This window comes from Anaerovibrio sp. (assembly GCF_045637405.1).
Classification (GTDB): domain Bacteria; phylum Bacillota; class Negativicutes; order Selenomonadales; family Selenomonadaceae; genus Anaerovibrio.
Genome location: NZ_JAZTZI010000059.1, coordinates 1 through 21824, shown reverse-complemented (window position 1 = coordinate 21824; position 21824 = coordinate 1). Strand labels below are relative to the sequence as shown.

Here is a 21824-nt window from a genome sequence, read left to right as displayed (position 1 = left end):
GGCGGAGTTTTATCAGGCAGTAATTATTGTTTCTGATGCGATTATTTTGTGGGCTCAGCGTTACAGTGATGAGGCAAAACGTCTGGCAGATGTTGCCAAGGATGAAGCTAGACGTAAAGAGCTTTTGGAGATTTCACGCATTGCAGCCAAGGTTCCTAGATACCCGGCAGAGAGCTTCTATGAGGCAATTCAGTCCCAGTGGTTTATCCAGTTATTTTCCCGTTTGGAGCAAAAGACTGGCGCTACCATTTCCAATGGTCGTATGGACCAGTATCTGTATCCTTACTATAAGAAGGATATAGAGGCAGGCAAGATCACCAAGGATTTTGTTAAGGAATTGTTCCAGTGCATGTGGCTGGGAATGGCCCAGTATCAGGACCTTTATGTAAGTCCAGCCGGAGTAAAATTTAATGAAGGCTATGCCCATTGGGAGGCCGTAACTGTAGGTGGTGTTGATAAGGATGGCAATGATGCAGTAAATGACTTGACCTACATCCTTTTGGAGAACAAGCGGGAATTCCCGCTTAATTACCCGGATTTGGCTGCCAGAGTTCATAGTGGTGCCTCTCAGGAGTATCTCGATGAGGTGGCTACAACCATTAGTGATGGTGCAGGCTTCCCTAAGCTGCTTAACGATGAGGAAATTATCCCTCTGCTGGTAGCCAAGGGGGCAGATATAGCTTCAGCCCGTGATTATGCAGTGTCTGGCTGTACTGAGGTTAGAATGCCAAACCTTGATACCTTCACTACACCATGTGCTTTTCTGAATCTTGGGGCTGTAATGGAGCTGACCCTCAGAAATGGCCGTATGGCAAAATATGGTGATGAGCTTCTTACCATAGAAACTGGCAATCCACAGGATTTTGCTTCTTATGAAGACTTTGAAACGGCTTTTATCGCCCAGGAAAAATTCGTATTAAAGCAGACCTTCCGCCAGCAGTATATTGCCAACCGTACTAGACCAAAGCATTTTGCCTCTCCGTTGGGGTCTGCCCTTCATGCTCTTTGCATGAAAAACGGGCTGGATCTTCATAGTGAGCACATCCCTGGTGGTATAGACTTGGGCTACTTTGATTTCATAGGTCTGGCCTCTGTAGCTGATAGTCTGGCGGCAATCAAGAAAAATGTATATGACAATAAGGCTTTGAAATGGGAGCAGGTCTTAACAGCCATTGATGCAGATTATGAAGGCTATGAGGATGTGCGTCAGCGCCTTCTCCATTCACCGGCCTATGGTAATAATGATCCTTATGTGGATGAAATTGCCAAGCGAATAGATCGGGTGGGTGTGGAATTTGCCCAGGAAAATGCCAAGTATCTCGGTGTAAATATAGACCTTAGATATGTATCACAGTCAGCAAATGTACCATTCGGAAAGGTGGTTGGCGCGTTGCCAAATGGACGCAGGGCCGGAACAGCTCTTTCTGATGGCTCATCTGCTTCACAGGGAGCTGACATAAATGGCCCGACAGCGGTACTTTTATCTAACTTTAATACCAAGAATACAGAATATATAAACCGTGCCTCCAGGCTTTTAAATATTAAGCTCAGCCCGTCCACAGTGGCCGGCAAGGATGGCAACGCCAAGATAATTGCCCTTATAAGAGCATGGTGCAAGCTGAAGCTGTGGCATTTGCAGTTCAACATAATTAACCGCGAAACCCTGCTGAAGGCCCAGAAGCATCCTGAGCAGTATCGCAGCCTGTTGGTAAGGGTGGCAGGATACAGTGCATATTTTGTGGAGCTGTCACCTGATTTGCAGGAGGATATTATTCAGCGTACTGAGCATGAATTATCAGCTTAATATATTAAGAATTAGAAAAAACGAAAGGGGGATTTCTGATGGAAGAAGGGATTATAACAAATATTCAGCACTTCTCCTTGGAGGATGGTCCTGGAATAAGAACAGTTATATTTTTTAAGGGCTGCCCCTTTCGCTGTAAGTGGTGTGCAAATCCTGAAACCCAGAAATTTCACCTGGAGCTTGGCTGGAGCAAGGGAAGCTGCCTTAAATGCGGCAGCTGTGTGAAACAACTTTCTGAATATAATATTACCTTTAGAAATGAAGAAGTGAACTGGGGTGATAAATCAGGGCGGGTCGGTTCAATACCTTCTCAGGAAGAAGTGGAGCTGGCCTGTCCCACCAAATCACTTCATATAATTGGAAAAAAATATAAAGTATCGGAACTCATTGATATTTTAATAGAACAAAAACCATTTTTTGACGCCACAGGTGGACTGACCCTTAGTGGCGGGGAGCCATTGGCACAGCCTGAATTTGCCGAGGCATTGCTGAAAAATGCCCATGACAGCGGTATAAGAACTGCCATTGAGACCACCAGCTACGCTGAGTGGGATGTGGTGGAAGGTATAGCCCGTCATATAGATTACTACATGACGGATATAAAGGTGATGGACAGTGAGCTACATGAAAAATGGACGGGATTATCAAACCAACGCTTATTGAGCAACATAGAGAAGCTGTTAAAGCAATTCCCTAAGGTTCACTTTAGAATACGGACCCCGGTAATACCAGGAGTGAATGATAATCCGGAGGCCATAATAGCCATAGGAAAGTTTCTCAAACCATTTGAAAGCAGAGAAAATCTGGAATGGGAGCTTTTAAAATATCATAGGCTGGGGGTTCCAAAATACGAGGCATTACACCGTGAATATCCTATGGGGAAGGTTGAGCTGACTCAGGATGAATTTAATGAATTAAAAAGTGTAGCGAGCTTTGTATTTAAACGTGTTGTTTGAAACAGGAGGTGTAGTCAATGGTCAGTAAGGCATTTCGAAGTACAGGATATTTTATAGAGTATTTGGCACTGATTATTTCAATTATTTCGGTATGGACTATAATGTCAAATCGAGGACATCTGAATACCATTATTCTACCGGCACCAAACTCAATTTTGGAAACCATAGTTGAGCTGGTGGCTGATGGAGCATTGTTTACCAATATGTTTATCAGCGTATCAAGGGTGCTTCAGGGGTATTTACTGGCGGCATTCCTTGGGATTTCCTTGGGAATATTGATCGGTCTGTCCAAGCATCTTGATAGGGTAACCGAGCTTATTATTCAGATGATAAAGCCCATACCGCCCATTGCATGGATTCCATTGGTAATTCTTTGGTTTGGTATTGGTGAATCCGGCAAGGTTTTCTTAATTTTCTTAGGTGGTTTCTTTACCATTCTTATCAATGTGGTGGATGGGATTCATCAAACTGATCCAAAGCTGGTGGAGGTTTCCCGTTCAATGGAAACACCATTTTGGAAGCATATCAGCCTCATGGTAATTCCCGGGGCGGCACCTAATATATTTACAGGTCTTAGAACTGGACTCAGCTCCTGCTGGATGTGCGTGGTGGCCGCAGAGCTGGTTTCATCAACTACAGGGCTTGGGTACCTTATAATGGATGCCCGCCAGTTTGGTCAGACTGATGTAGTTATAGTGGGAATGCTTACCATTGGTATCGTGGGAAAGATTATGGATTCTCTGCTTAGATTTGCAGAGAAGAAAACACTGCGCTGGATTTAACAATTATTAAGGGGAGGTGCTGTATATGGGTGGAGTGACAGCAAACGCTCTGTTGAAACAGGAGCCATATCTGGTGATCGATCATGTTAGCAAATATTTTGAGCAGAAGAAACAACGGCTTAATGTTCTGGAGGATATTAATTTTTCCATGGACAAGGGAGAAATCCTCTGTATTGTAGGTGCCAGCGGATGCGGCAAAAGCACCTTACTCCGTGCAATTTCCGGACTTGACAGCGACCATGGCGGTCGGATTATCATCGGTGGCAAGGAAGTGGTGGCCCCGTCCAAATCACGGGGCATAGTATTTCAGGAGCATCGTCTGTTTCCGTGGCTGACGGTGGAACAGAATGTAGGATATGTTTTAACTGGCATTCCAAAGGAAGATAAGAAAAAGCTGGTTCAGGAATACATTGAGCTGGTTGGGCTGAAGGGTTTTGAAAAGGCCTATCCAAAGGAGCTGTCCGGTGGAATGTCACAAAGGGCCGGTATTGCCAGAGCTTTGGTCAATAAGCCTGAGGTACTGCTCCTTGATGAGCCCTTTGGAGCATTGGATGCCTTTACTAAAATAGCTTTGCAGAAAGAATTAAAGCGCATTCAGCGCAAGTCGGGTACCACTATGGTAATGGTAACCCATGATATTGAGGAAGCTGTCTTTTTGGCTGACCATATCATTGTGTTGGACTCAAAGCCAGGGAGAATAAAGCTGGAAGTACAGGTGGATCTCCCAGTACCGAGGGACCGTAACAGTTATGAGTTTCTGCAGGTAAAGAAAAAGATATATGAGGAATTCTTTGAGGATGAGAAGATACCTGAGGATTTCAGTATTTAGTATTTTAAGTAGCTTTAAAAAATTATGATTAAATATATGGAGAAGGGATGGATTTATATGTTGTTAAATGTTAAGAAAAAAATTAATAAGCTGGTATCCGTGGCCCTTGTGGCATCACTGACCGTAGTAAGCGGTATCTTGGGTGGTTGCGGCACTGATCAGGGTGCTGGTGACAAGGCAAAAACAGTAAATATTGCCATTCAGCCGTCAGCAGCCTTTATTCCACTTTTTGTGGCCAAGGAAAAGGGCTGGATTGAGGAAGATTTAAAGGCTCAGGGGGTAACTGTAAAATGGAATAATTTTGAATCTGGTCCTCCAATGAATGAATCTTTGGCCTCCGGCAGCTCAGATTTAGGAGTAATCGGCGATGTGCCAATCGTATCCGCTATTGCTGCAGGCCAGAAGAATGAGCTTGTGGCTATCACCTGCGAAGGTCCTGCTTCCTACGCAGTATTGGCAGGAAAGAATAATCAGCTATCTAACCCTGCCGATTTTAAGGGTAAAACCATTGCCACTGTAGTTGGATCCACCGGTCATAACCTTACTCAGAAATTTTTAAAGTCTGGTGGGTTGACTATTGATGATGTAAAGCTGGTTAATATTTCCGCCGGTGATGCAGAGGCTGTACTGGTAAATGGTGAGGCTGATGCTGTGGCAATTTGGGAGCCAAATGTAACCCGTTTGGAGGAAAATGGCACTGGTAGAATTATCAGTGATGGTACAAAGGTTGATTTACTTGGTGTAAATGGTTTGGTGGCAAGAGCTGAATATGCCAAGGCAAACCCTGAAGTTATTTCCGTAATAATCAAGAATTATGCCCGTGGCGTAAAGGAGCTGGCTAACCTTGATGATGCAACTCTTAACAAGGTTGCTGCATATTTATCCTTGAAGCCTGAGCAGGTAAAAAAGGTTATTAAAAAATATGATTATACTGTTATAATAGATGATAAGGATATTGCCGGCTTGAACGATACCATCAAGTTCCTGGTAAGCATTGGCCGCCTTAAGGAAGAATATGATATCAGCAAGTTCGTCAATCGTGAATACTTAAAAAATGCTAATGTGGAGCAATTTTTAAAGTAACATGTAAAGATTTGTAAGTGGGGGAGAGTTAAGATGAGTGTTACTGAACAGGAAATTGAGGTATGGCGCGAAAAAATACATACTGAATTTCAACCAGCGGCAGAAAAATATTATGCTAGTGAATTGAAAAGAAATGAGTACAAGGGAATTTCCGGTGGTTTTGGCAGTTATGCCCAACGGGGCGATGAGCCAAAGCTCAGTATGATTCGTCTGCGTATGACGGCTGGCCATCTGACTAAGGAAAAGCTGGCATTTATAGCAGATGCTATAAGAAAGCATAATATTAATAAAATTAAGTTTACCACCTGTCAGACAGTTCAGTTACACAATCTTGGCTTAACTCCATTGCTGGATATTATGGAAGGGGCCTTGGATGTAGGTATTGTGACCATGGGGGGCGGCGGAGATAATCCCCGCAATGTAACCTGTTCACCTCTTTCAGGCTTGGACAGATTCGAATATTTTGATGTGCAGCCCTATGCAGAGGCGGTTGGCCAATATGCACTGAAGTTTATAAAAGCAGGCTTGTTGCCACGTAAGCTAAAAATTGGCTTTTCTTCATCGCCAAAAAATGTATCCCATGCCACTATTCGAGATTTGGGATTTGTGGCCCGTGCTGACGGCAAGTTTGATGTGTACAGTGCTGGTGGCGTAGGTCCTAATCCAAAGGTGGGCATAAGGGTAGGTGAGGGTGTAGAGCCTTCAGATATTTTCCTCTATGTTAAGGCTATGGTAAATGTGTACAGAGCCTATGGCGATTATAAAAACAGAGCCAGGGCCCGTTCACGCTACATTCCGGAGTCCCTTGGCGGTACTGCAAAATATCGTGAGGCCTTTGCTGAAAAGCTGGCCGAGGTAGTAAAGGAACGCACTGACGGCAGTACGGAATTTGATTTCAATGTTGAAATCCCACGGGTAAAGAAAATAGGACGTTCTGTAATTAGCCATCCAAGGGCTATTCCACAAAAGCAGAAGGGGCTCTACAGTGTGGTTTATCATCCAATAGGTGGTACCCCGGATCCTGCTGTATTCTTGAAGCTGGCGGATGCTGTTGCTGATATAAAGGAGGCAGAAATACGCTTATCTCCTGATGAAACGGCTTATATTGTTAATCTTACTGGTGCTGAAGCCAGAAAGATTATTAATATCACTGCCGAGGACACTGCTACCACCACCTTCGAAATGGCCTCTGCCTGCATAGGGGCAGCTATTTGTCAGGCTGGAGTACGGGATTCTCAGGCCCTTATCCATAATTGTGTGGCTGCTGTCCGCAAGGCTGGAATACCTGATGGAGCATTGCCACCTGTTCATATCTGTGGCTGTCCAGGCTCATGCTCTACACCGCAGCTTGTTGCCATTGGATTTAGAGGCTCTGTACGGGATAAGCAGAGTGCTTATATTCTGACCATTAACGGTCAGTCCGTGGAGGGCAAGGAAGTGTTTGGCCAGGAGCTGGGAGTATTGTTTGAAAAGGATATTCCAGAATTCCTTGTGGAGCTTGGTTCTGCTGTGGCATATACGGGTCTTGGTTATAACGAGTGGCTTGCCCTTAATCCTAATGGCGTGTCTGAGGTGGCTGCCAAGTATTTGCCTTAAATTTATGTAAATATTAAAAGTCCTATGACAAATGCAAGAGTAATTGCAATAATTATAGGACTTTTTGTGTTTAATCTGCTATTAACTGTAGGACTATTTAGTAATTATTTGGTTGAGGTTAATATGGGATTACTTTATGGAGAAGTAATCTTTGCCTTTTTACTGCCAGCGAACAATGAAGAATTGAGCAGCAACTTGCCGCAGATAAAGGTTATTGGCCAGGTAATAATAACGGCGATGATGAATTTGTAGAAGGCATGAATATTCATGTTCATCATATAAAGGGATGGCCAAAAGATGAAAATTGTATGGCAGAAATACATGGTGTATGAGGTAGACGCCAGATTTCCCAGAGTATTGTTAGTGAAATTACAGAAGCGGTAGAATATGCCTAAAAGTGCAAACACACTGGAAGTAAGCAACATGGCATGACTAATGGAAATATAAAAGAGAAATTCCAATGGACTGCTTACTATGGCCGGACTATGAATAAATGACCAGTCAATAAAGGCAGCGGAGATAATAAACAATGGAGTCCACTTGGTGGCAGAAGGAACATAACAGCCTTCCTCAAACCAGTGGCGACGCCAGGCGTGAATACCGAGGAAAAAGTAGAGTACATACAATAAGACACGGCTAACCTGAACCTTAAGAATATAGAAAAAATTTACCCACAGATATTCGTCACCGGTAATCATATCAATGACCATGCCATTTATAAAAGTAAATAGGGTAAGTCCCAGGAATAACCAAATTTTTGGGGAACTAGGAGCCTTTTGCTGAGCATAGGATGGACGAAGCTTAACAATAAAGTAAGCAATGGCGTAGAGTAGCAGTAACATTCCAAGATACCAGAATGGAACCTGATTAAAGAATTCGCCGGCACCGCCAGTAGCTGTGTCGTACCAGTAATATTTTGTAAGAGCTGTCCAAATGTCATTGCAGAGCCCACGGCTATATGGCATTATAATGCTGGTAAGTGGAGCAATAATCAATATACCTATGAGCCATGGAATACCAATGCGGGTCCACTTTGGCATCCAGAAATCCTTGCCAGTTTTCTTGGCCAGTGAGCGGATGGCAAAATATCCTGATATAAAAAACATTATTGGCATAATAACCATGTCGGTAATCATAACAAAATAATTTAAGCCGACGCTTGGCTGGGGATCAAGGACATACCACCAGGGAAGTGGCATAACGATATAGCATAAAGCTATGTGCAGTAAAATCATCCAATTGACCACGAAGGCTTTTAGATTATCCAAGAAAAATAAACGTTGCATAAATGAAGCTCCTTTAAATAAATTGTTAACTTGTAGTGTTTGGTGCATATACATCAAATGGCGTTATAAAAATTAATCCTTCTCCAACCGTTTTAATAATTCCAAGGTAGAGTCGAATTGTTCCAACTCCTCTTTGGTGTATAGCTTTGCAAAATCTTCCTGAGCCTTATTCCAGGATTTTGATGACTCGTTAAAGACTTCTTCGCCAAGCTCCGTAAGCCAGATACTGCTGTTGCGTTGACCGTCCATTTTGCGGTCCTCCAGTAACCCTTTTTTCAGTAACGGCTGGATGGAGCGGTTAATAGTGGACCTGTCCAAATTTATCATATCGCCCAATTCGCTTAATGAACTGCCGCCATTGTATTTTATGATGAAAAGCAGAGTGAATTGCCTGCCGGTGATGCCACAATCCTTCATTCTTTTGTTATAAAAATCTCTGCTGAGCATCTCAGCCCAACGGAGCTTAAGATAATAGCAGGGAATGTCCTTAAAAGATAACATCCAGTCTAACCTCCCCTCGAGTTTTGTTGCATATACATCATTTTAATCGCCTAATGTTTTTTTTGCAACTAAAATTTTAATTCATGGCTTAAGTTGTGCAGGATTGTGATGTATCTTTTTATGATAGTGTTTACTGGGCTTGGCGTTTCGCGGTATAATTTTACGCAGAAGAATTATTGTTGAGGGGAGTATATAGTATGTCAAGTAAATGTATTGTTATCGTTGATATGCAAAATGATTTTATTGATGGGGCATTGGGAACCAAAGAGGCACAAGAGATGCTGCCTAAGCTGGTGGAAAAGCTGGAAGCTGTACAGGATACAGACTTAATTTTTACACAGGATACCCATCATAAGGACTATCTCTCTACACAGGAGGGGAAGAACCTTCCTGTTGAGCACTGTATTGAAGGGGAAAAGGGCTGGGAGATATGTTCAGCCTTGCAGCCATATCTTTATAAGGCAAAGGCTGTAGTAAAAAAGCCGGCATTTGGTTCTATGGAGCTGCCAGCATTGGTGAAAGAATATGAGGAAGTGGAAATGGTAGGGCTTTGCACGGATATATGCGTTATTTCCAATGCCATGATCTTAAAGGCAGCTAGTCCAGAGCAGAAAATTGCCGTGGATGCCTCCTGTTGTGCCGGAGTAACCCAGGAAAGCCACGAGGGGGCATTAAATGCCATGAAAATGTGTCAGATAGAGATAAGGAATAGTTCTATATAAGGGAAACTTGTCAAAAAAATACTGTAGTATATAATAACCGTAAGGCAAATGGTGTTTTATGTTATGAGGTTCGTATGCACCAAAAGTTGAACCCCTGTGATGAGGTCTGGTAAACTTACATCGCAGGGGTTCTTGCACATTTATTGACTTTTTTCTGAAAAATCTATAATTGTTGTAGGAAAGATTGACTAACGACATATAGGCACAAAAAGAGACCCTCGATAGATGAATGGCCTGGAAAACTATCATCTTCGAGGGTCTTGCACTTTTTACGGCTGTGCTCAGTCGGGGGTGGCTGCTTATAACAGGTGTCTGTCAACCCACTTGCAAATATAGTAGGCAACTATACTTGCCAGGTAATGTTTTATGGGGTATAATTATTGCAAGGCAAGTGGTGTTTAAGAAGGTTGATGGTTCATATTCACCAAAAGATGAACCCCTGTGATGAGTCTGCTACACTTATCACAGGGGTTCTTGCACGTTTATAGACCGTGCTCAGTCTTCGGCTGACTGCTTATTTTAAGAATCTGTCCAGCCATTTACAAATATAGAAGGCTACTATACCTGCAATAACAGATTCAAGGAAGGTTAAATGGTTCATAAGACACCTCCTCCGCTACCGTAGTATAGAGGAAAGCAGCAACTTAATTATAACATATTTGTGAAAATACATAAAAGAAATTAGGGAATTTTTTATAAATTATTACATAATTCAACAAAATAAGTATATAAAATATAAAATATAAAGCAACCTATCAAAAAACACACATCATACACCACAGTTATTAGAAAATATCGAATAATTGGAAATTTAGAATACAAAGGAGCAGAATTATGGCTGTAGATTTTAATCGCAAAGACCTTATACAAGCTGCACTGGATAATATATCACATGCCTATGCACCGTACTCGCATTTTCACGTATCAGCAGCGGTGCTCATGTCTGATGGAAAAATATACACCGGGGTGAATGTGGAAAATGCTTCCTATCCGGCGGGGATATGTGCTGAGAGAAATGCTATTTTCCACGCCATTGCCCAGGATAAAACGTCAAAGCTTGTGGCGGTGGCCATAGTGGGGGGGCCAGATGGAATAATACAGGATTATTGCGCTCCCTGCGGTGTGTGTCGCCAGGTAATGAGGGAATTTGGCAATCCCGAAGAAATTACGGTAATTATGGGAAAATCCACAGAAGATTTTAAAGAAATGACCTTGGCAGAGCTTCTTCCCATGAGCTTTGGCCCTGATTTTTTAAAGTAAAAATAAGCACAACGAAAAGGCTCCGAAAAATCGGAGCCTTTTATTGTGATATCAGTCTATTTTATTCCCTGTCAACTAGGATTACAGCTTTGCAAATTCGATTTCAGCAGGAACCTCCGGAGCTACGCCATCTGGATTAATGCTCTTCATCTTTCTGAGAGTCAGATCCAGATTGTGGAGACGATTGGCCTGGGACAGCTTAAAGGCCTCGCACAGCTGTGAATACTGTGGTGTGCTGCCACGGAGACTGCGGTATTTTGCAGAGAAGGTGCAGTATTTAAAGAGTATTTCACGGGCTTCCTTGTTAAGGCGGGACATACCCTGAGCCTCATTGAGGATGTACTTTTCATAGTCAGCCACAAATACTACCTTATAATCGTTACGGGCCTTCTGCAATGCCATTTTAATGCTTTCCTTGGCATCACTGGAGAGGTAACCGTTCTTGCGATAGAACTGGAGATAGTTGGTATATTCGGAAGTGAGGGATGGCTCGGAAATATCAGAGTAGCGTACACCCATGATACGACGGCACATTTCCCAACGGAAGAAGGCGCACATCCTTACAACAGTTGCGTCCAGATCCTCAGTGTGGAAGATGGACAACATCATGTGTGCCGGAGTTTCCTTGCGAGGGCCTTCCACCTCCTGCCACATAAGACCGCGAATACCAATATTTGGCATAAGAATAATATATGGCTTAATTTCAGTGTTGTACATGAAATGCTGAATCTTGAATTCAGGGTAGGATTTCAGAGCTGGACGATAGAAAAGACTATAATCAATGTCCAAAACCTTCTGGAAGGCGGCCCTTATATTTGATGGGGTAAGGAGGCACTTATCAAGTGGACGAATCACATCCTGAGAGTTGAACATTGGCACGAAAGAAGCCAGATGACCATGGGTGGTCTTGTTGGCCCCCATGAACATATTGTGAATCTCGTAATCTACCTTGGCACGACCATCTTCCTTCAGCTTGTCGGCCTCTTTCTGGGTCATTCTGTTGTTGCGTACCTCTTCGCGGAGATAATCCAGCCAGTCACTGTCAAACTCATTTTTGGAAGGCATTGCCTCACCCTTGTAGATCTTCACCAGCCAATCATAGAATGAGAGTATGCGTCCGTGCGGATCCTTCTCCCAGCCAACTACGGTCTTGTAAAGGAATTCAGTATTGGCTTTACCAGCCATAACCTCATCAACGAAGCCAAAGTAGAAGAACATCTGAACCTCTACAGGCAGGTGGTCAGTTTCCAAGCTCTTATAGAACGCTTCTTCGTAAATCTTGTAGAAGCCATCACAAAGACTCCTGCGGAGACGGCGCATCTCATCGGAGTGGGAATGGCGGTCCTCAACATCTATGTATGCCTTAACATCCTTGCGGAAGTTATCAGCCACCTCGGCATCAACACCGGAGAATGCCAAAATCATATCAATTGCGTTCTTGATGGTTGGAGCAGTACCGGATGAAGCGGTGCTGCCACCGCCGACACGGGACTTAACATCGTAGAATTCTGAAGTAAAGTCAGCAGATGTGGACTTAGTAGTGGTAATAAATTTTAGTACAGAAAGAAGCTCCTGTGTGAAGTAACGGCTAAGAGAAGCGGCACGCATAACGGTTTCAACACAGAAGTTTACATTGAGCGGGTAGAAGCTCTTTTCCAGCTCTTCCTTGTTGTCACAGAAGGCATTACAAATATCTGCCTGCCAGCCGGAAAGGGCATCAGAAGGCTCCGGCGCCGCCAAAACATCCAGCAGAGGATATTTTGATGGAGCCTTTTCCAGCTGTACACACATAAACTGATATTCATTGTAATTGTATTTTAGTTCCCTGCAGAGATCATTAGCAGCATCTGTAGCCTCAGATAATGCACTGAGAGTATTTTTGGCAGCCTCCATGTTGGCAGCAGCAATAGCAGGTGCCACAGCAGGTGTACTGGTTACAGCAGTTACAATGTCATCCTCGGTTTCATAATCAAAGCGCAGGATGATAGTAGTGTCCTTTGCCACATAATTAAAGGTATATCTTTCACCTGGCTTGTAGGTTGCACCTATCATGGAACCATTGGTGAGACTTACCTCTATATTGGTGCCGTCTGTCATGGCAATTTCACCAGTCAGGACGATATCCAAAAATTCTACCGGCTCGTCACACTGGTAAAGGGTTTGCCCTTTTTCAATTTTAATCTTCTCCAAGAAGAAACCTCCCTAACGTCATATAAAATACAAATTATCCATCTAAAATACATATTATCCATCAACACAATTCTACATAAATTGCAATATGTAAGCAAGGGAAAAGAGTCCAATCTTTGAGATAGAAAAATGTCGTATAAAAGTTAATAATTAATTATTTTTAATATGTAGATATTTTAGTGTATAATTGTAAAAGTGTTTAGTAAATCAAGGTTTGGAGTAGTAATTATGTTTTTGGTAACTAATAGTAATTTTTCAGCGCAAATAATTTCACGCACGGCTCTGGTTATTGCCATGACAGCAGTGGTTAATCAGATTCATTTTTTTAAGATGCCCCAGGGTGGCGATGTGGGCTTTGGTACTATGATACCTCTTATATTACTGGCCTGCTGTTATGGTTGTCGCATTACTCTTTTGGCGGGTTTTATTTGTGGTTTTATTGGACTTATTATGAATCCGTATTTTTATCATCCCGTTCAGGTATTGTTTGATTATCCATTCCCATTTATGGCCATGGCAGTAGTATCTTTGTTTAAAAAGAGGATAATTTTAGGAACTGTTATAGCTTTTTGTGTTAAGTTCCTGTTTCACTTTATTTCCGGGGTGGTGTTTTTTGGCTCATACGCACCGGAGGGAATCTCTCCTGTGATGTATTCTGCTGTTTACAACGGAACCACTGTTGTACCAGAGATGATAATTTGCTGTCTTATTCTTCATTTTTTGCCAACTAAGCGAATTATTACGGCTATGAAGAATGAATCTATTTAAAATGCAATAATGTATTCTGATAGTGGACAGTGTAGAATATTGTCCTGTGAAATAGGATGATTTGCACACAATTGTCTGACAGATTGCTGATTTTATAAAAAAATATTACAAAATCAAATATTTCTCTTGACCAATAATAGGGATAGTGTTACTATATGTCACAACAAAACAACACAAATGCAAAGACTCAGGACGCGAGTGCAGATGTAGTGCTTTTCAGCGAGCTTCAATGTGGTGTGAGTGAGGCAAAGTGGATTCTGTATTTTATCACCTGTCAGCAGAGGGCTGAACCCGGTTTAGGTTGGGATAAGTTTCTCCGGTGTCTTCACCGTTATCAAAAAGGGCAGATGATGGTCTGTTATAAAGTGGCTGTCCGTAAAGGCAGCAAGAGAAGTGGTACCGCGGAGTTAATCCTTCGTCTTCAGGAAATTGAGGACGAAGGATTTTTTGTTTGGTGTTGTGAGGCCTAATGTTTCTATTATTAATCTGGAAAGAAGGAATTAATTATGAATGGATTAATGGTCGTTGGTTTTGCAATTGTATTCTTTACAGCTGCATATCTGGTTTACGGCAGATGGCTTGTAAACACCTGGGGTATTGACGTGGATGCCAAAACTCCTGCCCATGAATTTGAGGATGGCAAGGATTATTCGCCAGCATCAAAGTTTACAGTATTTGCTGATCAGTTTTCATCAATCGCAGGAGCAGGCCCTATTACAGGACCAATTATTGCCGCAATGTTTGGCTGGCTTCCTGCACTTCTCTGGCTGCTGGTGGGCGGTGTATTCTTTGGTGCAGTTCAGGATTTCACTGCGCTTTATGCTTCTGTGAAAAATCAGGGAAAGTCAATGGGGATGCTTATTGAACAGTATGTAGGCAAAACAGGTCGTCGCCTGTTCCTGCTGTTCTGTTGGTTGTTCACATTGCTGGTAATCGCCGCTTTTGCAGATATTGTTGCCAATACCTTCAATGGTTTTGCTAAGGATGGCAGTTTGGCAGCACCAAATGCTTCCGCAGCATCAATTTCCATGCTGTATATCTTCGTGGCCATGGGCTTTGGCTTCTTCATCCGTAAATTCCAGCCTAAGGAGGGTGTAAAGCTGGCTGTGGGCTTTGTTCTGTTCCTGGGCATGATGGCTGCAGGTATCGCATTTCCTATGTACTTTGATGCCACTGTATGGCGTTATGTGGTATTTGGTTATTGCTTTATTGCTTCTGTACTTCCTATGTGGCTTTTGATGCAGCCTCGTGATTATCTTTCCTCCTTCCTGCTTCTGGGTATGCTGGCAGGAGCGGTTATTGGTGTACTGGTGGCAAATCCTACTATTAACATGCCTGCTTTTGTTGGCTTCGAGGTGAACGGTCTTAGCCTCTTCCCAATTCTTTTTATCACCATTGCCTGTGGTGCTGTGTCTGGTTTCCATAGCCTCGTTTCATCCGGTACTTCCTCCAAGACTGTCGATAATGAAAAGGATATGCTGTCCGTAGGTTATGGAGCTATGCTTGTTGAGTCACTGTTGGGTGTAGTTGCTTTGGTAATCGTTTGCTCTGCTGCATCTGGCGGAGTGTTGCCACAGGGTACTCCGTTCCAGATTTTTGCCGGGGCAGTTGGGGGCTTCTTTATGATGTTTGGCCTTCCACAGCACGTGGCAGTTTGCTTTATGACCATGTGTGTATCTGCTTTGGCAATGACTACTATTGATTCTGTGGCCCGTATCGGTCGTATGTCCCTGCAGGAGCTGTTTGCGGCTGATGAAGGGGAAGAACAGAATGCTTTGGCAAAATTCTTCAGTAATAATTATGTATCTACTGCAGTTACCCTTGTACTGGCTTATCTCCTGTGTCTGGCAGGCTATATGAACATCTGGCCGCTCTTTGGCGCAGCCAATCAGCTCCTGTCAGCGCTTGTTCTTATTGCTTTGGCTGTATTCCTCCGTACTACCGGCCGCAAGGGTTGGATGCTTTATGTACCAATGACCTTTATGTTCCTGGTTACCATGAGCGCATTGGTTCTCAGTGTTATGGGAATTTATACCAAGCTGGGTACTGGTGAATTTGTGTTTATGGTGGATGGTCTCCAGCTTATATTGGCCCTGGCTCTTATGACCTTGGCAGTTATGGTGGTTAAGCACTGCGGCAAGGAGCTTATTTCTGGCCGAGTAGAGGATGAAGAGGAAGAATCCAAGGAGCCTGTAGCTGGGATGTAAGATGTCTTTATAAAGATAAAAAATAAAGTCTTTTTTTTAGGAACACTTGCTTTTTGTCAAGTGTTCCTTTTTTTGCAGGAATTTTCTTTTTGGTGGAGAATTAGAGTAAGTGGATAGATTTGTGTTATATTATCACAGATGCTGGGGGAGAAGTTATGTACGGTGATTTGTTGAGCAAGGAGAAAGAAATACTTCAGACTTACTCAAAGAACATTGACACCTATAATGAATTAGGTGAAATCCTTCATAATAAATTGACGGAGATGATAAAAAAGCATAATTTCTTCACGATGGAAGTCAGCCACCGAATAAAGACAGTTGATAGTCTGGCAGATAAGCTGCGCCGCAAAAGTGGTAAATATTCTTCTATTTATGATATAACTGACCTTTGTGGTGCCCGTATTATTTGCTACCTGAATGATACTGTGGACAAGATTTCCGAGGCTTTGCGGGAAACCTTTGTGGTGGATGAGGAAAATTCCGTGGACAAACGGGCTGCCCTTACGGCAACTCAGTTTGGTTATCTTTCTCTCCATAATATTGTTTCTTTGCGTCCTGAGGACGGTTATAATGAGGAGCTTTGTAAAATTCGCTGTGAGATTCAGATACGTACAGTTTTGCAGCATGCCTGGGCTGAAATAGAGCATGATTTGGGCTACAAGAGTTCTTTTGGTGTTCCTAGTGCAATACGCCGTGAGTTTTCCCGAATCGCGGGTCTTTTGGAGATAGCCGACAACCAGTTTGTGGAGCTGAGTGAAAATATTCAGAAGTACAAGGATGGAATCATCCATCAGATTGCCCATGGGGAATACCAGATATTGCCTTTGGATGAGGTAACTCTTAACGAGTACCTTGCCAAGAATGATGAGTATCATGAGTTCATTGAAATGTATAGCACAGCTTTGCAGCTGGAATATTTGCCAACGCCGGCCTACAATCATTTGCGGCACCTTTTCTGGTTTGAACTCAAGACTTTGGGAGATTTGTATGGAGCCTTGCTTGAATACAGTGATACCATGCTGAAACTCACCAGATATTTTGCCCGTGAGACCCACACGGAATTCTTTACTACCAATATGCTCTTTAATAATTTATGTCAGGCGTTTCTTATAAAGAATAAGTACACCAGAGAGCAGGTTAAGCGTTTTTATGCCTTATCTGCCAGTGGCAATGAGGAAAAGATTAAGCATGATACTGATGCGCTCTTTGAGCTTAGCCGTAAGCTGCGACTGGTAAATGAAAGCAAGTGGATTTCCGGTATTTGGGGCGATGTGTGATTAAGTTAGTTGTATAATTATATTATATAAATGTTTTTTTGAGAGGAGAGTTATTATGGACAAGTATCAGTGTGGACCATGCGGTTATATTTATGATCCTGAGGTGGGGGATCCAGATGGCGGTATCGCTCCAGGCACACCTTTCGAGGATATTCCTGATGATTGGGTATGCCCAATTTGCGGTGTCACCAAGGATATGTTTGAAAAAGTTTAAAAAGGCATAAATAAAAACATAAGAAAAGCAGGGTCCCTGTAACAGGAATCCTGCTTTTTGACTGTACAAATTATACTAATTCGGTAGTTAATAAAACGGCATCTAATAACACGATAGTTAATAACACGGTAATTAATAATTCGGCAGTTAATAATCGGCAAAAATACATCAACTTTCGACGACTGCTTACCGGTCAGCTTCCACGTTTTCCAGAAGGTCGTCTATTATTACATCACCTTCTACCATAAAACCTCACACCAAATAGCATCCGTTTTGAAATTCACCTATGCACCCCCTTTTTTACTATGAAATCTTAGTTCATCAAATCTGAAAGATGCAGATGAACTTTAGATTTCGTGTAAGGGCTGATGAAAGCATGTATGCTTTCATCTTGCTTGGTTAGAAAAAAGAGTCAGACTTTATTGAATATTTTGTCTGTATCTTTATTATACTTATTTTGGGTACCTTTGTGAAGAGAATTAAAAAAATGCGAATAAATATCATTTAAATAGTAATTCTTGGAAAATTCTGCAAATGAAAAATGTATTTATATTAAAAATTTAATACCAATAAAGGATATTTTATATATCATAGCGAATTTTACAGGTGTAAAGTTGTGTTCGGAAATGCAAGTCAGATTTTTAGGCTCAATTCGCTGAAAAGAGGGAAGAGTATGAAATTAAAAACACAGGCAGTAATATTTGTGGATGGTTGTTTGCTGGTTGCGTGTGTATTGCTGGGGGTTCTGGCTTACATAAATTCAGCAAGGGGCTTTGATGAAGCCTATATCAGCAAGGTTGCGGATGTGGCTGAGAGGGTAGAGCAGCTGATTGAAGTCAAGTATCCCGGTGAGTGGAATCTCAAAGAGGGCAAGCTGTACAAGGGTAATACTTTGATGGAGGGCCTTTCCAGCGAATTGGATGCCCTGGCCGGGGAGGAAGCGGTTACTATTTTTAACAATGATACCCGTGTTTCCACCAATGTTATGAAGGATGGTCAGCGGGCAGTTGGCACCAAGGCCAATGAGGATATTGTTGCCACGGTAATGGGAAAAGGTGAGGTTGCCAATGTGGAGGCGGATGTAATTGGCATACCATATTATACCTGCTATCAGCCTATTTTAGACGGTAGTGGCAAGCGTGTGGGAATGCTTTTTGTGGGTGCTCCAAGTGCACCTGTTATTGCTCAGGAACGGGAATTCTTATTTAAGATGGCAATGGCCGCAGTCGTTTTATTCCTCATTGTTGGTGCAGTTTCTATTTACATTATTAACCGCAAGATGAATGCCGTGTATGATGTTACAGAGACCATGACCAGAATTGCTGCCGGTGATCTTACCACCAGAGATATTACAGTTATTGGCAGTGATGAGCTGGCTCAGCTGGCAATAAATACTAATAAAATGAAGAACACCATGCATGAGCTAATGAAGAGTATCGGCGTTTCTGCATCCCAGGTGGCCGCAGGCTCCAAGAATATTTCTGACAGTGGCAATATGCTGGCTCAGGGTGCAACCACCCAGGCGGCTTCTGTGGAACAGTTATCTGCCACGATTCAGGAGATTACAAATCAGACAGCCCAGAACGCCCAGAAGGCTGAGCATGCCAACAATATTACCAGTGATGCCAACAGCAAGGCAGATATGGGCAACAGGCGCATGAATGAAATGTTAAAGGCCATGGGGGATATAAATGAATCCTCTAACAATATAGCCAAGATTATTAAGGTAATTGATGAGATTGCCTTCCAGACAAATATCTTGGCCCTTAATGCAGCTGTTGAGGCGGCCAGGGCCGGCCAGCACGGCAAGGGGTTTGCAGTAGTAGCAGAGGAAGTAAGAAATCTGGCTGCCAGAAGTGCCAAGGCTGCCAAGGAAACCACGGATATTATTGAAGAATCAATCACTAAGGTTAATCTCGGAACCCAGCTGGCCAATGAAACCTCCGAGGCGTTAAAGAGCATCAAGGATGGTGTAGGTCAGGTGGCATCCCTTGTCAGTGAAATTGCCGATGCCTCTGTCAAGCAGAATTCTTCATTGCAAATGCTTAATCAGGGAGTTGTACAGGTATCAAATGTAGTGCAGACCAATTCTGCCACCGCGGAGGAAAGCGCTTCTGCTTCTGTGGAGCTTAGTGCTCAGGCAGAGCTGTTGCAGGAGGCTGTAAGACAGTTTAAGGTTTAAAACAGCATAAGATTAAAATGATATTAAAATAGGTGAAAGCATGGATTTTCACCTATTTTTGTTTTAAAATTAGGGTAATATAAATTAAGTTAAAATCCACTAATTGCGATAATATAGTAACAGGAGGGTGTTTTATGAAAAGGCATAATGTTTATAGAGAGGTGATTCATTATGTTGATTAATTTAAGAGATGTTAAAAGACCAAAGGGACAAGGGATAGTGGAGTATGCCTTGTTGCTGGCGTTTATTCTGGCTATTGCTGTAGCCATGCAGGGCAGTGGAATTGATAGTGCTATTGCCAATACCTTTACCAGAGTGGCCCAGGCTTTGGGAGTTGAGACGGAGCAGGACAGATGGGCGACTGCGAATGCTTCTGATTTGCTTGCTGATACAGCATCTGCCCAGGCACGCCTGGAATCTGATAAGGAGTTTTTGACAAATATTGGCAAGCATTTTATTGGGATGAGTAAAGATGATCTCAAGAATAATTATAATATTTCAGGTTCAGGTAATACTAATATACTATTAGGACACTTGGTGGAAAACAGAGATGAACAAGGAAATTTAATATCTACCAGCTTTGATACTAGTGGTGCTGTAGCAAAAAATACTGGAGATTTCTATAATTGGGCAACTGGAGCTGCTGACGGTTCATCGTATGACACTACAAAAAGATATCTCTTTTCAGATTATGCTCTTAATAATGCTGAAGCTGTATATGGTGGCCAGAAAACTGGTAATGGTATTAAAATAACGAATATACAATATGATAGCGATAATAAGGTGAAAAGGATAGTTTTGTCTGTTAATCCGCAAACTGGAGTTGGTAATAAAGAGGATTTAACGGTAAATGTTGAATAAAGTCCTTAATTAACTGCAACATAAAGAGGTTAGCCAAATAATTAGCTAACCTCATTTTTTTGCCTCCAATAGGGGGCAACTATTTTTATTTGCTTTCAGCTACGGTTTTTACGATTTCCAAAGTCCATCTTGCAGAGTCGTACAAATCCTTAATTTCAATGTACTCATCCTTGGTGTGGGCATTTTCCATTCCAACAGAGAGAACTACGGTAGGGACACCGTAGGTGTTGAAGTGGTTGGCATCGGAGCCACCGCCGGATTCCTCAAGATTTACAGGAAGTCCCAGCTTTTCAGCGGCTTTAACTGCCGCCTTAATAGCCGTGGAATCCTTTTCGTGGCAATATGGGCCATAATCAGGACTAACCTCTGCCGTAATCCTGCAACGGGTTTTGGTTGCACCATTTACGAAGTGGTCGCAGATGTCCTTGGTAATCCTATCCAGCTTTGCCTTGTCACGGCTGCGGCTTTCGTAGAATACGTCACAGCTTTCAGCCACAACATTGGTAGCGGATCCACCAACGATTTTCCCAAGGTTACAGGTAGTTTCTTCGTCGATGCGCCCCTGAGGAGCATCAGCGATAAGCATACCAGCAGCGCAGATGGCATTAATGCCTGCCTCTGGGTCAACACCTGCATGGCTTGCCTTGCCCTCAATGTGAATCTTGATCTGATTCTTGCCAGGAGCCATAAAGGTCATGGAACCTGGATGATTATGGGTATCAAGGGTGAAGCCGAAATCAGAGTGGAGGAGACTGGTATCAAGATTTTGGGAACCATGAACACCATTTTCCTCAGCCACGGTGAACACCACCTGAAGTGGACCGTGAGGGAGCTTATTCTCCTTGAGCTGACGCAGTGTTTCTAAAATAGCCACTACACCGGCCTTGTCGTCGCCACCAAGAATAGTGGTGCCATCGGAACGAATAATACCGTTCTTTATAACAGGCTTTACACCCTCGCATGGTTCAACACAGTCCATGTGGGCCGTAAGCATTGTAGTAGGAGCTTCAATAGTGCCAGGGAAATCTGCCACCAGATTACCGGTGTTGCCACCGATTTTACTGCCGGCATTATCCTCCTTCACAGTACCACCTAAGGACTCCAAACGCTTTGTCAACAGGTCAGCTATCTCACGCTCATCATGAGTGGAACAGCGAATTTGCACCAATTCCAAAAACTCATCCAGCACACGCTGTTCATTTATCATAGATATTCCTTCTTCCTTACAAAAGATAACTCGGTGAAAGAGTTCCCCCTCACCGAGTTTCGAGTCCATTTAATTATAACGCCATTGTTCAAATTTTTC

General features: G+C 42.8%; 19 protein-coding genes. 15 read left to right on the top strand and 4 right to left on the bottom strand.

Annotated elements, in window-relative coordinates; all coding sequences use genetic code 11:
* From ACKI5G_RS04465 to ACKI5G_RS04440, 6 genes are all read left to right on the top strand, one after another.
* Nucleotides 1-1804: pyruvate formate lyase family protein (locus tag ACKI5G_RS04465; RefSeq protein WP_407398038.1), on the top strand; the 1804-nt coding region annotated here is incomplete at its 5' end.
* 38 nt (nucleotides 1805-1842) lie between these two features.
* A complete protein-coding gene (locus ACKI5G_RS04460; RefSeq protein ID WP_407398036.1) occupies nucleotides 1843-2760 on the top strand; it encodes a glycyl-radical enzyme activating protein in 918 nt (305 codons plus the stop codon).
* A 17-nt stretch (nucleotides 2761-2777) separates the two neighbouring features.
* Nucleotides 2778-3542, top strand: coding sequence for an ABC transporter permease (locus tag ACKI5G_RS04455; RefSeq protein ID WP_407398034.1), 765 nt, complete (start codon nucleotides 2778-2780; stop codon nucleotides 3540-3542).
* 25 nt (nucleotides 3543-3567) lie between these two features.
* The gene (locus tag ACKI5G_RS04450) at nucleotides 3568-4371 is read left to right on the top strand and encodes an ABC transporter ATP-binding protein (RefSeq protein WP_407398032.1); all 804 of its coding nucleotides are present in this window, start codon (nucleotides 3568-3570) and stop codon (nucleotides 4369-4371) included.
* 57 nt (nucleotides 4372-4428) lie between these two features.
* Nucleotides 4429-5454 carry an aliphatic sulfonate ABC transporter substrate-binding protein gene (locus ACKI5G_RS04445; RefSeq protein ID WP_407398030.1) on the top strand — a complete coding sequence of 342 codons (1026 nt, stop codon included), beginning with the start codon at nucleotides 4429-4431 and terminating at the stop codon, nucleotides 5452-5454.
* A 33-nt stretch (nucleotides 5455-5487) separates the two neighbouring features.
* Complete coding sequence (locus ACKI5G_RS04440; RefSeq protein WP_407398028.1) at nucleotides 5488-7050, top strand: nitrite/sulfite reductase; 1563 nt, start codon at nucleotides 5488-5490, stop codon at nucleotides 7048-7050.
* Nucleotides 7051-7184: 134 nt separating this feature from the next.
* Here the strand turns inward: ACKI5G_RS04440 and ACKI5G_RS04435 are convergent, their stop codons facing one another.
* A complete protein-coding gene (locus tag ACKI5G_RS04435) occupies nucleotides 7185-8336 on the bottom strand; it encodes an acyltransferase family protein (protein WP_407398026.1) in 1152 nt (383 codons plus the stop codon).
* Between the two features lie 72 nt (nucleotides 8337-8408).
* Nucleotides 8409-8837, bottom strand: coding sequence for a MarR family winged helix-turn-helix transcriptional regulator (locus ACKI5G_RS04430; protein WP_407398024.1), 429 nt, complete (start codon nucleotides 8835-8837; stop codon nucleotides 8409-8411).
* Nucleotides 8838-9034: 197 nt separating this feature from the next.
* Here ACKI5G_RS04430 and ACKI5G_RS04425 point away from each other — a divergent pair, with 197 nt between their 5' ends.
* Nucleotides 9035-9559, top strand: a complete 525-nt coding sequence (locus tag ACKI5G_RS04425) for a cysteine hydrolase family protein (RefSeq protein ID WP_407398022.1) — start codon at nucleotides 9035-9037, stop codon at nucleotides 9557-9559.
* An 834-nt stretch (nucleotides 9560-10393) separates the two neighbouring features.
* Nucleotides 10394-10819 carry a cytidine deaminase gene (cdd, locus tag ACKI5G_RS04420; RefSeq protein ID WP_407398021.1) on the top strand — a complete coding sequence of 142 codons (426 nt, stop codon included), beginning with the start codon at nucleotides 10394-10396 and terminating at the stop codon, nucleotides 10817-10819.
* A gap of 81 nt (nucleotides 10820-10900) precedes the next feature.
* Here cdd and ACKI5G_RS04415 read toward each other — a convergent pair whose 3' ends face one another.
* Complete coding sequence (locus ACKI5G_RS04415; protein ID WP_407398019.1) at nucleotides 10901-13009, bottom strand: hypothetical protein; 2109 nt, start codon at nucleotides 13007-13009, stop codon at nucleotides 10901-10903.
* A gap of 228 nt (nucleotides 13010-13237) precedes the next feature.
* Between ACKI5G_RS04415 and thiT the strand changes: the two genes are divergently transcribed.
* The 7 genes from thiT (at nucleotide 13238) to ACKI5G_RS04380 (ending at nucleotide 20518) form a co-directional block, all read left to right on the top strand.
* A complete protein-coding gene (gene thiT / locus ACKI5G_RS04410; RefSeq protein ID WP_407398017.1) occupies nucleotides 13238-13777 on the top strand; it encodes an energy-coupled thiamine transporter ThiT in 540 nt (179 codons plus the stop codon).
* Nucleotides 13778-13932: 155 nt separating this feature from the next.
* The gene (locus tag ACKI5G_RS04405; RefSeq protein ID WP_407398015.1) at nucleotides 13933-14247 is read left to right on the top strand and encodes a hypothetical protein; all 315 of its coding nucleotides are present in this window, start codon (nucleotides 13933-13935) and stop codon (nucleotides 14245-14247) included.
* Nucleotides 14248-14283: 36 nt separating this feature from the next.
* A complete protein-coding gene (locus ACKI5G_RS04400) occupies nucleotides 14284-15984 on the top strand; it encodes a carbon starvation protein A (RefSeq protein ID WP_407398014.1) in 1701 nt (566 codons plus the stop codon).
* Nucleotides 15985-16139: 155 nt separating this feature from the next.
* Nucleotides 16140-17261 (top strand): GTP pyrophosphokinase family protein, encoded by a 1122-nt coding sequence (locus ACKI5G_RS04395; protein WP_407398013.1) that lies wholly within the window; start codon nucleotides 16140-16142, stop codon nucleotides 17259-17261.
* Between the two features lie 55 nt (nucleotides 17262-17316).
* Entirely contained in the window at nucleotides 17317-17475 is a 159-nt protein-coding gene (gene rd, locus ACKI5G_RS04390) for a rubredoxin (RefSeq protein ID WP_071997179.1), read from the top strand.
* 673 nt (nucleotides 17476-18148) lie between these two features.
* Entirely contained in the window at nucleotides 18149-19657 is a 1509-nt protein-coding gene (locus ACKI5G_RS04385) for a methyl-accepting chemotaxis protein (RefSeq protein WP_407398011.1), read from the top strand.
* A 171-nt stretch (nucleotides 19658-19828) separates the two neighbouring features.
* A complete protein-coding gene (locus ACKI5G_RS04380) occupies nucleotides 19829-20518 on the top strand; it encodes a Flp family type IVb pilin (protein ID WP_407398009.1) in 690 nt (229 codons plus the stop codon).
* 85 nt (nucleotides 20519-20603) lie between these two features.
* Here ACKI5G_RS04380 and ACKI5G_RS04375 read toward each other — a convergent pair whose 3' ends face one another.
* On the bottom strand, nucleotides 20604-21725 hold the full coding sequence (locus ACKI5G_RS04375) for a M20/M25/M40 family metallo-hydrolase (RefSeq protein WP_407398007.1): 1122 nt from the start codon (nucleotides 21723-21725) through the stop codon (nucleotides 20604-20606).
* Between the last annotated feature and the right edge of the window lie 99 nt (nucleotides 21726-21824).

Bases quoted from the DNA above. Each gene is read 5' to 3' on its own strand.
- ACKI5G_RS04455 (WP_407398034.1), top strand. From the start codon at position 2,778: ATGGTCAGTAAGGCATTTCGAAGTACAGGATATTTTATAGAGTATTTG.
- ACKI5G_RS04440 (WP_407398028.1), top strand. From the start codon at position 5,488: ATGAGTGTTACTGAACAGGAAATTGAGGTATGGCGCGAAAAAATACAT.
- ACKI5G_RS04435 (WP_407398026.1), bottom strand. From the start codon at position 8,336: ATGCAACGTTTATTTTTCTTGGATAATCTAAAAGCCTTCGTGGTCAAT.
- rd (WP_071997179.1), top strand. From the start codon at position 17,317: ATGGACAAGTATCAGTGTGGACCATGCGGTTATATTTATGATCCTGAG.
- thiT (WP_407398017.1), top strand. From the start codon at position 13,238: ATGTTTTTGGTAACTAATAGTAATTTTTCAGCGCAAATAATTTCACGC.
- ACKI5G_RS04375 (WP_407398007.1), bottom strand. From the start codon at position 21,725: ATGATAAATGAACAGCGTGTGCTGGATGAGTTTTTGGAATTGGTGCAA.
- ACKI5G_RS04425 (WP_407398022.1), top strand. From the start codon at position 9,035: ATGTCAAGTAAATGTATTGTTATCGTTGATATGCAAAATGATTTTATT.
- ACKI5G_RS04450 (WP_407398032.1), top strand. From the start codon at position 3,568: ATGGGTGGAGTGACAGCAAACGCTCTGTTGAAACAGGAGCCATATCTG.
- ACKI5G_RS04400 (WP_407398014.1), top strand. From the start codon at position 14,284: ATGAATGGATTAATGGTCGTTGGTTTTGCAATTGTATTCTTTACAGCT.
- ACKI5G_RS04430 (WP_407398024.1), bottom strand. From the start codon at position 8,837: ATGTTATCTTTTAAGGACATTCCCTGCTATTATCTTAAGCTCCGTTGG.
- ACKI5G_RS04395 (WP_407398013.1), top strand. From the start codon at position 16,140: ATGTACGGTGATTTGTTGAGCAAGGAGAAAGAAATACTTCAGACTTAC.
- ACKI5G_RS04445 (WP_407398030.1), top strand. From the start codon at position 4,429: ATGTTGTTAAATGTTAAGAAAAAAATTAATAAGCTGGTATCCGTGGCC.
- cdd (WP_407398021.1), top strand. From the start codon at position 10,394: ATGGCTGTAGATTTTAATCGCAAAGACCTTATACAAGCTGCACTGGAT.
- ACKI5G_RS04405 (WP_407398015.1), top strand. From the start codon at position 13,933: ATGTCACAACAAAACAACACAAATGCAAAGACTCAGGACGCGAGTGCA.
- ACKI5G_RS04460 (WP_407398036.1), top strand. From the start codon at position 1,843: ATGGAAGAAGGGATTATAACAAATATTCAGCACTTCTCCTTGGAGGAT.
- ACKI5G_RS04380 (WP_407398009.1), top strand. From the start codon at position 19,829: ATGTTGATTAATTTAAGAGATGTTAAAAGACCAAAGGGACAAGGGATA.
- ACKI5G_RS04385 (WP_407398011.1), top strand. From the start codon at position 18,149: ATGAAATTAAAAACACAGGCAGTAATATTTGTGGATGGTTGTTTGCTG.